This is a genomic window from Halomonas sp. CKK8 (genome assembly GCF_029625235.1).
Lineage (GTDB): Bacteria > Pseudomonadota > Gammaproteobacteria > Pseudomonadales > Halomonadaceae > Halomonas > Halomonas ventosae.
The window spans coordinates 145,201-159,477 of the sequence record NZ_CP121193.1 but is presented as its reverse complement, the minus strand read 5'-3'; the positions used below and the strand labels follow the sequence as shown (position 1 = coordinate 159,477).

The following is a 14,277-nucleotide window of genomic DNA, read 5'->3' as shown; positions in this document are numbered from 1 at the left end:
GGCGCGGCCTATCACAGCCGCGCCCCGTGTGCGGCCGAGGACGTGCCTCAGCCGCGAAACCCTTCCGCCAGCAGGTAGACCTCACGGGAGCGTGCCCGGGAGGCCTCCGGCTTGCGGGTCACCACCCGCGTGAAGCTGCCGCGCAGCTCCTTGAGAAAGGCATCGAACCCCTCACCCTGGAACACCTTGGCCAGGAAGGTGCCGCCGGGCGAGAGCGTCTGGCGCGCCAGGTCCAGCGCCAGCTCGACGAGGTACATCGCCTGGGGCTGGTCGATGGCCGCCATCCCGCTCATATTGGGGGCCATGTCGGACATCACAAGGTCTACCGGCCGGTCACCGAGGGCGGCGAGGATTTCCTCGAGCACGCGCTCCTCGGTGAAGTCGCCCTGGATGAAGTCGACATCCGCCAGGGCATCCATCTCGAGGATGTCGGAGGCGATCACCACCCCTTCGGAGCCGACCTTCTCGGCGGCCACCTGGCTCCAGCCGCCCGGGGCGGCGCCCAGGTCGATCACCGTCATTCCGCGACGCAGCAGGCGGTCCTTCTCGTCAAGCGCCAGCAGCTTGTAGCTGGCGCGGCTGCGATAGCCGTCCTGCCAGCTCTGCTGCACGAAGCGGTCGTCGAAGTGCTCCTTCAGCCAGCCCTTGCTGGTCTTGCTGGCCGGCGCCTTGCCGGCAGCGCCCTTGGAGCGGGAAGCGTTGGAACGTGCCACGGCATCACCTGTGAATGACCATGAATGACAGGCAGTCGAGCGGATTCCGGTAAGACCTGGTGGAGGTACGACGGGGTGCTGACCTGCGGGACCGGTCGAAGGAAACATGCGGAGACAGGGCGGCGAGCTTTCGCCACGCGGCGTTTCACCGTACCATGTGCGCTGCGCGCCAACCGGGAAGAAGCAAGATACCATGAGCTTGTCACAGGCACAAAAGAAAGCATTCCGCAGCATCGGCCACCACCTCGACCCCGTGGTCACCGTCTCCGAGAACGGGGCCTCCGAGGGCGTCCTGGCCGAACTCGACCGCGCCCTGGGCGACCATGAGCTGGTCAAGGTCAAGCTCGCCCTGCCCGACCGCGATGACCGCGCCGCCATGCTCGACGAGCTGGTCGCGGCGAGCGGCGCCGAGCTGGTACAGAAGATCGGCAAGATGGCCCTGCTCTACCGCCACAACCCCCGGGCCAACCCGAAGCTCTCCAACATCACGCGCTTCGAGAATCACCACGGGCGGCGCTGACGCGCTTCGCGCAAGGAACAAGGAGCAAGGAGCACCTTGCTCCTTGGCTCACAGAACGAAAGCCCCGCAGGCTCGCGCCTGCGGGGCTTTCTTGTTACTTGTCACTTTCGTCTTGTAGCTGCCCGAAGGGCTACAGGTGCTCGACGCTGGAGATCTCGTACTCGACCTCGCCGCCGGGGGTGCGCACCACCACCACGTCGCCCTCCTCCTTGCCGATCAGGGCACGGGCGATGGGCGAGGTCACCGAGATGCGACCGGCCTTGATGTCGGCCTCGTCCTCGCCGACGATCCGGTAGGTCACCTCGTCGTCGGTCTCCAGGTTGATCAGGCCCACGGTCACGCCGAAGATCACCTTGCCGGTCTGGGGCAGCTTGGTGACGTCGATCACCTGGGCGTTGGAGAGCTTGCCCTCGATCTCCTGGATGCGCCCCTCGATGAACCCCTGCTGCTCGCGGGCCGCATGGTACTCGGCGTTCTCCTTCAGGTCGCCGTGCTCGCGAGCCTCGGCGATGGCGGCAATCACCCTCGGCCGCGCCTCGCCCTTGAGCTCCTCGAGCTCCTTGCGAAGCCGCTTCTCACCGGCGACGGTCATCGGGACCTTGTTCATTGTGTAGCTCCTGCATGCAGTTCCTGTAGCCGCCGCACGGTAATGGCATTGCCGTACTCGAGCGCCATGCAAACGGCATTGGCCCCTGCCAGGGTGGTGGCATAGGGAACCTTGCGGGCGAGTGCGGTGCGGCGGATCACCGAGGAGTCATTGATGGCCTGGCGGCCCTCGGTGGTGTTGACGATATAGGCGACCTCGTCGTTCTTGAGCAGATCGACGATATGCGGACGGCCCTCATAGACCTTGTTGACGATCTCCACCGGCAGGTCGGCGGCCTCGAGGGCCTCCGCCGTGCCACGGGTCGCGCACAGAGTGAACCCCAAGGTTACCAGAGAACGGGCCACCTCGATAACTCCCGCCTTGTCCGGGTCACGCACCGAGAGGAACGCCTTGCGCTCGCCCTCGAGGGGCGGGATCGCCTCGCCGGCACCCAGCTGCGCCTTGTAGAAGGCCTCGGCGAAGGTGTCGCCACTGCCCATCACCTCGCCGGTGGACTTCATCTCCGGCGAGAGGATCGGGTCGACCCCCGGGAACTTGTTGAACGGGAAGACCGCCTCCTTGACGCTGAAGAAGTGCGGCACGATCTCGCGGGTGAAGCCCTGCTCGGCCAGGCTGGTGCCGGCCATGCAGCGCGCGGCGATCTGGGCCAGCGAGGTGCCGATGCACTTGGAGACGAAGGGCACGGTGCGCGAGGCGCGCGGGTTGACCTCGATGACGTAGATCTCGCCGTCCTGCCATGCCAGCTGCACGTTCATCAGGCCCTTGACGCCGAGCTCCACGGCCATCTGCCGGACCTGCTCGCGCATCGCGTCCTGCACCTCGGCGGGCAGCGAGTAGGGCGGCAGCGAACAGGCGGAATCGCCGGAGTGCACGCCGGCCTGCTCGATGTGCTGCATGATCCCGCCGATCACCACTTCCTTGCCGTCGCTCACAGCATCGATATCGATCTCGACGGCCGCATTGAGGAAGTGGTCGAGCAGCACCGGGGAGTCGTTGGAGACCTTGACCGCGTGGGTCATGTAGTTCTCGAGCTCCGAGGCGTCGTAGACGATCTCCATGGCGCGTCCGCCCAGCACGTAGCTGGGACGCACCACCAGCGGATAGCCGATCGCCTCGGCCTTGGCGAAGGCCTCCTCGAAGCTGCGCGCGGTGGCGTTGGGCGGCTGCTTGAGGCCCAGCTTGTCGATCATCTGCTGGAAGCGCTCGCGGTCCTCGGCGCGGTCGATGGCGTCTGGGGTGGTGCCGATGATCGGCACGCCGGCGGCCTCGAGCTCGCGGGCGAGCTTCAGCGGGGTCTGGCCACCGAACTGCACGATCACGCCGACCGGCTGCTCCTTGTCGGCGATCTCCAGCACGTCCTCCAGGGTCACCGGCTCGAAGTAGAGGCGGTCACTGGTGTCGTAGTCGGTGGAGACGGTCTCCGGGTTGCAGTTGACCATGATGGTCTCATAGCCGTCGTCGTGCATGGCGAAGGCAGCATGGACGCAGCAGTAGTCGAACTCGATGCCCTGGCCGATACGGTTGGGCCCGCCACCCAGCACCATGATCTTCTGGCGGTCGGAGACCTCCGCCTCGCACTCCTCCTCGTAGGTGGAGTACATGTAGGCGGTGTCCGAGGCGAACTCCGCGGCACAGGTGTCGACCCGCTTGTAGACCGGGCGAATACCGGCCTGCTGGCGGGTGCGGCGGAACTCCTTCTCGGCGACCCCCAGCAGGCTGGCCAGGCGGGCATCCGAGAAGCCCTTGCGCTTGAGGGCGAACAGCTCGCGGGGGGTGAACTCGGAGAGGGAACGCTTCGCCACTGCCTGTTCGGTCTTCACCAGGTCCTCGATCTGCACCAGGTACCAGCGGTCGATGTTGGTCAGCGCGAAGACCTCGTCGACGCTCATCCCGGCGCGCATGGCGTCGGCGACGAAGAAGATGCGCTCGGCGCCGGCGGCCTGCAGCTCGCCCTTGATATGCGCCATGGCCTCGTCGGAAAACTCCCCGGGCTTGAACTCGGGAAACTTGGGGTCGAGGCCGTCGTTGCCGGTCTCCAGGCCGCGCAGCGCCTTCTGCAGCGACTCCTGGAAGGTGCGGCCGATGGCCATCACCTCGCCCACCGACTTCATCTGGGTGGTCAGGCGGTCGTTGGCCTGGGGGAACTTCTCGAAGGTGAAGCGCGGGATCTTGGTGACGACATAGTCGATCGAGGGCTCGAAGGAGGCCGGGGTGCGCCCGCCGGTGATGTCGTTCTGCAGCTCGTCCAGGGTGTAGCCCACCGCCAGCTTGGCGGCGATCTTGGCGATCGGGAAGCCGGTGGCCTTGGAGGCCAGCGCCGAGGAGCGCGACACCCGCGGGTTCATCTCGATGACCACCACGCGCCCGGTGTCGGGGTCGACGCCGAACTGCACGTTGGAGCCGCCGGTCTCGACGCCGATCTCGCGCAGCACCGCCAGCGAGGCGTCGCGCATGATCTGGTATTCCTTGTCGGTCAGCGTCTGGGCCGGGGCCACGGTGATGGAGTCACCGGTGTGCACGCCCATGGGGTCGAAGTTCTCGATGGCGCAGACGATGATGCAGTTGTCGTTCCGATCACGGACGACCTCCATCTCGTACTCCTTCCAGCCCAGCAGCGACTCGTCGATCAAGAGCTCGTGGTTGTTGGAGAGCTCGAAGCCGCGGGTGCAGATCTCCTCGAACTCCTCCTTGTTGTAGGCCACGCCGCCGCCTGAGCCGCCCATGGTGTAGGAGGGGCGGATGATCACCGGGAAGCCCAGCGACGCCTGGATGCGCCAGGCCTCTTCCATGCTGTGCGCCACCTCGGCCTTGGGACACTCCAGGCCGATGCGCTTCATGGCCTGGTCGAAGAGGTCGCGGTCCTCGGCCTTGTTGATGGCATCGGCATTGGCGCCGATCATCTCCACGCTGTACTTCGTCAGCACGCCGTGCTTGTCCAGGTCCAGGGCGCAGTTGAGCGCGGTCTGGCCGCCCATGGTCGGCAGCACGGCATCCGGGCGCTCGGCCTCGATGATCTTCTCCACCGCCTGCCAGGTGATCGGCTCGATGTAGGTGGCGTCGGCCATCACCGGGTCGGTCATGATGGTGGCCGGGTTGGAGTTGACCAGGATGACCCGGTAACCCTCCTCGCGCAGCGCCTTGCAGGCCTGGGCGCCGGAGTAGTCGAATTCGCAGGCCTGGCCGATGACGATGGGGCCAGCACCAATGATCAGGATGCTCTGGATGTCGGTACGCTTGGGCATGACGGTTCCCGCGGCTAATCGATGAATGACGGTCTGATGGAGAGCGATTCGCGCCTAGCGGCGTTCCTTCATCATGGTGACGAAGCGGTCGAACAGCGGCGACACGTCGCGCGGCCCCGGGCTCGCCTCGGGGTGGCCCTGGAAGCTGAAGGCCGGGCGGTCGGTGCGCTCGACGCCCTGCAGGGTGCCGTCGAACAGCGAGCGGTGGGTGGCCCGCAGGTTGGCCGGCAGGCTCGCCTCGTCGGCGGCAAAGCCATGGTTCTGGCTGGTGATCATCACCTTGCCGGTATCGAGGTCCTGCACCGGGTGGTTGGCGCCGTGGTGGCCATGATTCATCTTCACCGTCTTCGCCCCGCTGGCCAGCGCCAGCAGCTGGTGGCCCAGGCAGATGCCGAACACCGGGATCTCGGTCTCGAGGAGCTCCTGGATCGCCTTGATGGCGTAGTCGCAGGGCTCGGGGTCGCCGGGCCCGTTGGCCAGGAAGACGCCGTCGGGGGCCATGGCCAGCACCTCGGCGGCCGGGGTCTGGGCCGGCACCACGGTGAGGCGGCAGCCGCGGGAGGCGAGCATGCGCAGGATGTTGCGCTTGACGCCGTAGTCATAGGCGACCACGTGGTAGGGGCGTTCACCCTGGGTGGTATCGGCGTACCCCTTGCCCAGGGCCCACTCGCCCTCGCTCCACTCGTAGGGGGTTTGGCAGGAGACCACCTTGGCCAGGTCCATGCCCTTGAGGCCCGGGAAGGCGCGGGCCGCGGCCAGGGCCCGCTCCACGGCATCGTCGCCCTCGGCCTCGCCACCCGCCAGGATCGCGCCGTTCTGGGCGCCCTTGTCGCGCAGGATGCGGGTCAGGCGGCGGGTATCGATATCGGCGATGCCCAGCACGTTCTGGCCCTTGAGGTAGTCGGAGAGCGTCTGTTCACTGCGGAAGCTGCTGGCCAGCAGGGGGAGGTCACGGATCACCAGGCCGGCGGCGGCGATGGCGCCGGACTCGACGTCCTCGGCATTGACGCCGGTATTGCCGATGTGCGGATAGGTGAGGGTGACGATCTGACGGGTGTAGGAGGGGTCGGTCAGGATTTCCTGGTAACCGGTCATGGCCGTATTGAACACCACCTCACCGCTGGTTTGTCCATCGGCACCGATGGCCGTGCCGTGGAATACACTGCCGTCTTCCAGGGCCAGTATCGCGGGTCTGTTCAATGCAACGTCCTCCCAGGTGTATAGAGAGCTATCGAGACAGCTCGTCAAGGAATACTGCGGGCCATGGCCGGGCCCCGGGTGGCCGGCCCGTAAAAAAGCGGGACGAAACCCGATGTAAGACCGGTTTCATCCCGCTTGTTGTCATTCGCTCGGAATGCCTGGGCCGAAGCAACAAGCGCTCGAGAGGGCTGTTTGCCCGCGCGCCCGGCCAAAATTTTGGGGATATTACAGGAAATGGTGTCCGGCGGCTACCCCCGACCGGGCCATCGATACTGGGCTGCCAAGGGGCCATGTCACTCCATAGCCTGCGGTGGGCTTTGTGGGAGTCGTCGGTTCGACGCTTCGATTTGCACGACGAAAGGCGGAGGCCATCAATTTGTGGGAGTGCTGCTTGCAGCGCGATAGGCGGAGGGCACCCCATCGCCGTGCAAGCACGGCTCCCACAAGTTCTCTCACTCCAACCCAAGCACATCCTGCATCGAATAGCGGCCGTTGGCCTGCCCGGTCACCCAGCGCGCGGCACGCACCGCGCCCTTGGCGAAGGTCATGCGGCTCGAGGCCTTGTGGGTGATCTCGATGCGCTCGCCCTCGGTGGCGAACATCACGGTGTGCTCGCCGACGATGTCGCCGGCACGCACGGTGGCGAAGCCGATCTCCTTGTCACTGCGCGGCCCGCACTGGCCCTCCCGGGCGAAAACGCCATGCTCCTTGAGGGTGCGCCCCAGGCTCTCGGCCACCACCTCGCCCATCTTCAGCGCTGTGCCGGAGGGGGCATCCACCTTGTGGCGGTGGTGGGCCTCGATCACCTCGATGTCGTAGCCCTCGTCGCCCAGTGCCTTTGCCGCCGTCTCGAGCAGCTTCAGCGTCAGGTTCACTCCCACGCTCATGTTCGGCGCGAAGACCATCGGCACCCGGTCGCGGAAGGCGTCCAGTTCGGCGAGCTCCTCGTCGTTCAGGCCGGTGGTACCGATGACGATACGCTTGCCGTGCTCGGCGCAGAAGGCCAGGTTGGCCAGCGTCACCTGCGGCGCGGTGAAGTCGATCAGCACATCGATGTCGTCGACGATGGTCTCGAGGGTGTCCACGGCGGCCACGTCCAGCTTGCCGACCCCCGCCAGCTCGCCGATATCGGCGCCCACCAGGGAGCTTCCGGGCTCGACGATGCCGCCGGCCAGGGTAGCCCCGGCATCCTGCTGCACGGCGTTGACCAGGGTGCGGCCCATGCGGCCGGCGACGCCGACGATGGCGATACGGGTCATGCGGACTCCTGCGAATTCGATGGCTGCGGAATGGGCGCCAGTATACCAGAGGCCACCCGACCGGGGTGGCCGCCCCTCGGCAATCCCCCCACACTGGGCATATCGATGCCGAGGGCCATCGCCATGCCTGCACCGACCGAGCACCTACCCGCGAACCACCCCCTGCTGGCCCTGCTGCAGCGCCATGAGCGCGTGCTGGTGGCCGGCGCGCCCGGCAGCGGCAAGAGCACCCTGGTGCGCGCCGCCGCGGCGACCCTGGCCGCCCGGGGCCAGGCATGCCACTGCCTGAGCGCCGACCCGGGACTGCCCGGCATCGGGCCACCCGGTGCGGCCTGCCTGGGCCGCTGGGAAGCCGGGGAGTGGCGGCTGGAAGCGATCGCCGCGCTGGCCACCCTGGATGCCGCCCGTTTCCGGTTGCCGCTGGTGCAGGCGGTGCGACGGCTGGCCGAGCAGGCCCCCGCCGGCACCCTGCTGCTGGACGCCCCGGGGGTGGTACGCGGCGCTGCCGGGGCCGAGCTGCTGTCGGCGCTGGCACAGGCCGCAGGCGTCGGTGCCCTGCTGGTGCTGGCGGCAGAAACGGCGCCCTTCCCGCTGCACGAGGAGTGTCGCGCCCTGGGGTTGGAGGTCGTCACCCTGGCGCCGGCCCCGCACGCCCGCCATCCCGGAAAACGCTGGCGCCGCGCGCGGCGCAGCGACGACTGGGACGCCTGGCTGGCGCAGGCCCACGAGGAGGCCGTGCTCGAGCTGCCCTCGCTTTCCCTGACCGGTACCACCCCGCCGCGCAGCGCCCCCGAGGCCTGGGCAGGGCGCCAGGTGGGGCTGCTCGACGCGCGGGGGGACACCCTGGGGCTCGGCGAGATCCTGGCGCTGGAGGGTGAGCGGCTGCGGATTCGCACGCCGCCGCTTGCCGGCACGCCCCATTCCCTGGTGGTGCGCGATGCTCGCCGCGGCCGCGACGGCCAGCTGGGCACCGCCCTGCCCCACGCAACCGCCCCGGAGACGCCCGGGCCGGACGACACCCCCGCGCCCCTGGAGAGCCGCGACGGCCCGCGCCCCCGGGCCGATCTCGGCAGTTTCACCGCGACCCTGGTCAACGGCGTCTTCGGCGACCCGCTGCTGCACCTGCGGCTGCGCCACCAGTCGCGCAGCCTGCTGTTCGACCTGGGCGACCCCGGCCGCCTGCCGGCGCGACTCGCCCACCAGGTCAGCGACGTCTTCATCAGCCACGCCCACTTCGACCACATCGGCGGCTTCCTGTGGCTGCTGCGCTCGCGCATCGGCGAGTACCCACCCTGCCGGCTCTACGGCCCGCCGGGGCTGGCGGAGCACCTGCAGGGGCTGGTGAGCGGCATCCTCTGGGACCGGGTCGCCGAGAAGGCGCCCCGCTTCGAGGTCGGCGAGCTGCATGGTGAGCGCCTCGTGCGCTGGCGGATCGTCGCCGGCGAGACGCGCCCCACCCCCCTGCCCGCGCGCCCGGCCCCCGGTGGCCTGCTGCACGAGGAGCTCGGCTTTCGCGTGCGGGCCACCACCCTCGACCATGGCACCCCGGTACTGGCCTTTGCCCTGGAGCCCGAACGGCAGGTCGCAGTGCGCAAGGAGCGGCTGGAGGCCCATGGCTGGCCGCCGGGCCCGTGGCTCGGCACGCTCAAGCATCATGTCCTGGCGGGCGAGGGAGAGGCCCGGATCCGGCTGCCGGACGGCACCACCCGGAGCGCGGCCAGCCTGGCACAGGCCCTGCTGCTGACCCGGCCGGGGGAACGGCTGGTCTATGCCACCGACCTCGGCGACACCGCGGAGAACCGCCGGCGCCTGGTCGCCCTGGCCCGGGGGGCCCGGGTGCTCTTCTGCGAGGCCCCCTTCCTGGCGGCCGAGGCGGAGCAGGCCCGGCGTACCGGCCACCTGACCGCCCGGGCCTGTGGCGAGATCGCCGCGGCGGCCGGGGTGGCACGCCTGGTGCCCTTCCACTTCTCGCGCCGCCACATCACCGATACCCGCCGCCTTCACGACGAGATTCGCCTGGCCTTTCCCGGCGAGGCGGCCGGCGAGCCCGCGGGGAAGGAGGAGACCGGCTAGCCGGCCGCCCGGCCGTTACGCAGCAGCAGCACGATCGCCACGATCACCAGCAGGCTGCCCGGCAGCCAGACCCAGCCGACCCGCTCGGGCTCGCGGACGAAGAGCAGCAGCATGGAGACGAAGGGCACCAGGTAGCTGTAGGCGGTGACCGCCCCCGGGGTGAGCGCCGAGGTGGCGCGCTGCAGGAGCCAGAAGGTCAGGGCCGTGGAGAAGAGTCCCAGGAAGAGCAGCAGCAGCAGGTCCCGCCCGCTCATGGTGGCCAGGCGCGCCACCGGCTCGACGGCCAGCCCCAGCAGCCCGATCAGCACCGCGCCCAGGCCCAGGCTCCAGAAGGTGCGCACCGCCGCCGATGCCGGCAGGCGCCCGGTCGACAGCCCCCACTTGCTGAGCACCGGATAGAGCGCCGTGGAGAGACAGCCCAGGAAGAACACCGCCTCGCCGATGCCGAACTGCAGGCGACCGCCCTTGGCCAGGGACTCGGCGAAGGCCAGGCCCAGCGCCCCCGCCGCCCCCAGCGCCAGGATCGCCGGCAGGCGCCAGGCCAGCCGTTCCACGCCGAAGCCCAGCCCGAGCAGGAAGGCCAGCAGCGGTACCGTGACGAAGAGGGTGGCCATGGAGAGGGCCGTGGCATGGTGCGCCGCCCAGAACATGGCGCCAAAGAAGCCGGCCAGGCAGAGCCCCATCAGCGCATAGAGCGGGAGCCGCCGCCAGGCGGGGAGGAAGTCCGGCGAGCGCCGGGCCAGCCACCACAGGCCGCTGCAGGCGATGACGAAGCGCAGCGAGGTGAGCGAGAACGGCGGCAGCTCGCTCATCGCGCCCACCGCGGGAAACGACAGCCCCACCAGCGCCGCCCACAGCAGCATGCCGAGATGGGCGGCGCGGGGCGAGACGCCGTCGCTCAATTTTCCCAGACGATCTCCAGGCTCACGCCCGTCAGCCCCTCGAGCGCGGCGTTCACCTTGCCCTCGAGCCGGTCAAGGGTCTCGTCATCCAGCGTCTCGACGGCCACGATCAACCGATCCGGCTCGGCCTGGAGCAGGCAGCTGCCCTCGTCGAAGGTGACCCGCGCCTGGGTCTCCTCGCGGTCGATCGGCTGGGCATCGGCCCAGTCCCGGCAGAGGCGCTCGACCAGCCCCTTGGCATCCTCGGCGGGAATCTCGGCTCGTGAAATCGGCATGGCGGTCTCCGCGTCTCGTTGGGTGAAATCCCAGCCTATGACGGTGCCCCGATGAACGCCACCCCCTTTCCCGAGGCGCCTTTTCACGGCATCCCACGTGCGCTGGCTGGGGCAAGACAGGTGCCCGCCCCCAGGCACTATGCTGTGGCACAGGACACCACCACCGATCGGGAGAACTCGGCAATGATCATCAACTGCGTGGCCTACGAGAAGGGACATCGCCTGCAAGACATAAAGCCCGACGAGATCGACGGCTACCTGGGCCAGCCCGACCGTTTCGTGTGGGTGGCACTGCACGAGCCCGATGCGCAGGAGATGGCCCGCTTCCAGGCGGTGTTCGGCCTGCACGAGCTGGCCGTGGAGGACGCCCTGAACGGGCACCAGCGTCCCAAACTCGAGGAGTATGGCGAGGCGCTGTTCGTGATCATGCACATGGTCACGATGCGTGACGACCAGCTGGAGACCGGCCAGGTGGCGGTGTTCGCCGGCCCGGGGTACGTGCTCTCGGTGCGCCTGCACCCGGGCCGGGGCTTCACCGAGGTCCGCCAGCGCTGCGAGCACGAGCCGAAGCTGCTCAAACATGGCCCCGCCTTCGTGATCTATGCCCTGATGGACACCATCGTCGACCGCTACTTCCCGGTGGTCGAGGCCCTGCAGGCCGAGCTCGAGAGCATCGAGGACCAGATCTTCATCCGCGGGTCGGCCCGCCAGAGCCTGGAACGCCTCTACCAGCTCAAGCGCCAGACCATGCGGCTCAAGCATGCCACCATGCCCCTGGGCGAGGCGGCGAGCCAACTGTTCGGCGGCCGGGTGCCGGCGCTGTGCCGCAAGACCCGGGAATACTTCCGCGACGTGTACGACCACCTCAATCGCATCGAGTCGGCGGTGGATACCATCCGCGAGATGACCATCACCGCGATCCAGGTGAACCTCTCGATGGTGGCGATCGACGAGGGCGAGGTGCACAAGCGGCTGGCGGCCTGGGCCGCCATCTTCGCGGTGGCCACCATCCTCGCCGGTGTCTGGGGCATGAACTTCACCCACATGCCCGAGCTCGACTGGCGCCTGGGCTACCCCCTGGCACTGCTGATGATGGGCAGTGCCTGCGGGTGGCTCTACTGGCGCTTCCGGCGCGCCGGCTGGCTCTAGGGTGGGCCGTCGGAGTGCACACCAGTACATGAGTGATATAGGGTAACCGCATGCCTGAGGAGCAAGGCATGGCAGAGTGGATCGAGCCGCGTGGCAGCGGGCACAGGAATCGCAAGAGGGAGTGCAATGGATACGCGGCTGGAGTACCTGACACGGCTCAGAGTGGGGCAGAGCAAGGCCGGTCCGGCGCCCAACAAGCCGTGCCTGCTGCTGGCCATCATCTGCGAGATCCAGTCGGGGCATGTCGGCTCACCCGAGGTGGTCATCGATAAGCGACTGCTTGCCCGCTATCACGACCTCTATGAGGCCGCCACGGGGAACAGGCACGCCGCCAATCCTCAGCTTCCCCTCTGGCACCTGCGCAATGACCAGGGTCCCAACGGGCCACTCTGGTCACCGGATTACGTGCCAGAGATGGCCTCACTCTCTGACCAGCTTGGCCAGCCGAAGTCCCTGGATAACCTGCTAGCGCGCTTTGCCTCGGCCCACCTCGATGCAGAGCTGTTCGCCTCCCTTCAGGATGCCCACATTGCTCGCCAGGCCTGTGCGCTGCTGACCCAGCGCTACCTTTCCGACGACCCTCAGGCCTTCAGACGCCTGGCGGACTATCTCGAGTGTGCGCTGGCCAGCAGCGAATACGAGAAGGCGCCCGAAAACTTGGCCGGAGTCCTCCAGGAAAGCAGCCAGCAGTACGCCCGCTCCGCGGCCTTTCGGACCCTGGTGCTGGATGCCTACGACTACCGCTGTGCGGCCAGCCGGCTGCGCTATATCACCCCGGACTACCGCTACCTGGTGGAGGCGGCCCACCTGATCCCCTTCAGCGTAAGCCAGGATGATCGACCGACAAACGGCCTGGCGCTTACGCCCAACCTGCATTGGGCGATGGACAATCACCTGATTGCCCCGGGCCCCGATCGTCGTTGGCATGTCAGCCCGGCGGTAGACGCCCTGGTGCCCGACAACGACTGGCTCTGCCGCCTCGATGGCAAGCCACTGGTGCTACCCAGAAACCCGCGATGGCAACCGACGTCCGAGGCGCTGGCATGGCGGATGGACCACCTGCAGCACTGACCGGCATGGACCAGACGCGACAAGGCCCCGGCATCATGCGATACCGAGGCCCTGTCAGTCTCCGCAGGACTGCCCTTACGGCTTCATGTCCTCGAAGAACTTCTTCACCCCGTCGAAGAAGCTCGACTTCTTCGGCGAGTGGTGATGGCCGTTGCTGCCGCCCAGGCTGTCCTGGAAGGTGCGCAACAGGTCCTTCTGCTCCTCGTTGAGCTTGACCGGGGTCTCGACCACGACCTTGCACAGCAGGTCGCCCGGCGGGCCGCCACGCACCGGCTTGACGCCCTTGCCGCGCAGGCGGAACAGCTTGCCGGTCTGGGTCTCGGGCGGGATCTTGAGCTTGACCCGGCCGTCCAGGGTCGGCACCTCCAGCTCGCCGCCGAGCGCGGCGTCGACGAAGTTGATCGGCACCTCGCACTGCAGGTGGCGGCCGTCGCGCTCGAAGATATGGTGCGGCTTGATCGCCACCTGGACGTAGAGGTCCCCGGGCGGGCCCCCGTTGATGCCGGCCTCGCCCTCGCCGTTGAGGCGGATGCGATCACCGGTATCCACGCCGGCCGGGATCTTCACCGAGAGGGTGCGGGTCTCGCGCACCCGGCCCTCGCCGTGGCACTTGTGGCACGGCACCTTGATGTGCTGGCCGCTGCCGTGGCAGGTCGGGCAGGTCTGCTGCACGGCGAAGAAGCCCTGCTGCATGCGTACCTGGCCCATGCCGTTACAGGTCGGGCAGGTCTCCTTGCTGGAACCCGGCTCGGCACCGCCGCCGTCACAGCGCTCGCACTCGATGTGGCGCGGCACGCGGATGTCCACGCTGGTGCCGGCCACGGCGTCCTCGAGGTCGAGCTCGAGGTTGTAGCGAAGATCGCTGCCGCGCTGCGGCGCGTTGGGGTGGCGGCGCCCGCCGCCCCCGCCGAAGATGTCGCCGAACACGTCGCCGAAGATGTCGCTGAAGCCGCCGGCCCCGGCACCGCCGAAGCCGCCTCCGCCGAAGCCACCGGCCTGCTCGTCGACGCCGGCATGGCCGAACTGGTCATAGGCGGCGCGCTTCTCGCTGTCGCTCAGGACCTCGTAGGCCTCCGAGACCTCGCGGAACTTCTCCGCCGCAGTGTCATCCTCCGGATTGCGGTCCGGGTGGAATTTCTGGGCGAGGCGTCGGTAGGCCTTCTTGATGTCCTTCTGGTCGGCACCGCGCTCGACGCCCAGTACTTCGTAGTAGTCACGCTTGGACATGAGTCTGTCCGCCTCCGTAGGGACTCTGCGGAAACACCA

Annotated in this window: 12 protein-coding genes; 4 read left to right on the top strand and 8 right to left on the bottom strand. The window is 68.2% G+C overall.

The genetic code is table 11. The features are described from left to right. Positions 1–47: 47 nt before the first annotated feature. Entirely contained in the window at positions 48–713 is a 666-nt protein-coding gene (rlmE, locus tag P8934_RS00775; RefSeq protein ID WP_133637652.1) for a 23S rRNA (uridine(2552)-2'-O)-methyltransferase RlmE, read from the bottom strand. A 193-nt stretch (positions 714–906) separates the two neighbouring features. Between rlmE and P8934_RS00770 the strand changes: the two genes are divergently transcribed. Next, complete coding sequence (locus P8934_RS00770) at positions 907–1,233, top strand: YhbY family RNA-binding protein (protein ID WP_278032477.1); 327 nt, start codon at positions 907–909, stop codon at positions 1,231–1,233. A 130-nt stretch (positions 1,234–1,363) separates the two neighbouring features. Here P8934_RS00770 and greA read toward each other — a convergent pair whose 3' ends face one another. The 4 genes from greA to dapB all read right to left on the bottom strand — a co-directional run bounded on the left by greA (position 1,364) and on the right by dapB (position 7,541). Then, complete coding sequence (greA, locus tag P8934_RS00765) at positions 1,364–1,840, bottom strand: transcription elongation factor GreA (protein WP_133637650.1); 477 nt, start codon at positions 1,838–1,840, stop codon at positions 1,364–1,366. Beyond that, positions 1,837–5,082: a carbamoyl-phosphate synthase large subunit gene (gene carB, locus P8934_RS00760; protein ID WP_278032476.1), complete on the bottom strand. Its 3,246-nt coding sequence runs from the start codon at positions 5,080–5,082 to the stop codon at positions 1,837–1,839. Before carB ends, greA begins: the two co-directional genes overlap by 4 nt. 54 nt (positions 5,083–5,136) lie before the next feature. Further along, on the bottom strand, positions 5,137–6,282 hold the full coding sequence (gene carA / locus P8934_RS00755; protein WP_278032475.1) for a glutamine-hydrolyzing carbamoyl-phosphate synthase small subunit: 1,146 nt from the start codon (positions 6,280–6,282) through the stop codon (positions 5,137–5,139). Between the two features lie 452 nt (positions 6,283–6,734). After that, positions 6,735–7,541, bottom strand: a complete 807-nt coding sequence (gene dapB / locus P8934_RS00750) for a 4-hydroxy-tetrahydrodipicolinate reductase (protein WP_278032474.1) — start codon at positions 7,539–7,541, stop codon at positions 6,735–6,737. A 123-nt stretch (positions 7,542–7,664) separates the two neighbouring features. Between dapB and P8934_RS00745 the strand changes: the two genes are divergently transcribed. Then, positions 7,665–9,614, top strand: a complete 1,950-nt coding sequence (locus P8934_RS00745; protein WP_278032473.1) for an MBL fold metallo-hydrolase — start codon at positions 7,665–7,667, stop codon at positions 9,612–9,614. On the opposite strand, the gene P8934_RS00740 is transcribed toward P8934_RS00745, so the two are convergent. Together P8934_RS00740 and P8934_RS00735 are read right to left on the bottom strand one after the other, a co-directional pair. After that, positions 9,611–10,516: a DMT family transporter gene (locus P8934_RS00740; protein WP_278032472.1), complete on the bottom strand. Its 906-nt coding sequence runs from the start codon at positions 10,514–10,516 to the stop codon at positions 9,611–9,613. The two genes, P8934_RS00745 and P8934_RS00740, sit on opposite strands and share 4 nt — an antisense overlap. Continuing rightward, positions 10,513–10,791, bottom strand: coding sequence for a DUF2218 domain-containing protein (locus P8934_RS00735; protein ID WP_133637645.1), 279 nt, complete (start codon positions 10,789–10,791; stop codon positions 10,513–10,515). The genes P8934_RS00740 and P8934_RS00735 overlap by 4 nt, the downstream gene beginning before the upstream one ends. A gap of 183 nt (positions 10,792–10,974) precedes the next feature. On the opposite strand from P8934_RS00735, the gene corA reads away from it, so the two are divergent. Beyond that, entirely contained in the window at positions 10,975–11,940 is a 966-nt protein-coding gene (corA, locus tag P8934_RS00730; protein ID WP_278032471.1) for a magnesium/cobalt transporter CorA, read from the top strand. A gap of 126 nt (positions 11,941–12,066) precedes the next feature. Further along, on the top strand, positions 12,067–13,011 hold the full coding sequence (locus tag P8934_RS00725; protein ID WP_278032470.1) for an HNH endonuclease: 945 nt from the start codon (positions 12,067–12,069) through the stop codon (positions 13,009–13,011). A gap of 75 nt (positions 13,012–13,086) precedes the next feature. Here the strand turns inward: P8934_RS00725 and dnaJ are convergent, their stop codons facing one another. After that, complete coding sequence (gene dnaJ / locus P8934_RS00720; protein ID WP_278032469.1) at positions 13,087–14,238, bottom strand: molecular chaperone DnaJ; 1,152 nt, start codon at positions 14,236–14,238, stop codon at positions 13,087–13,089. Positions 14,239–14,277 lie beyond the last annotated feature (39 nt).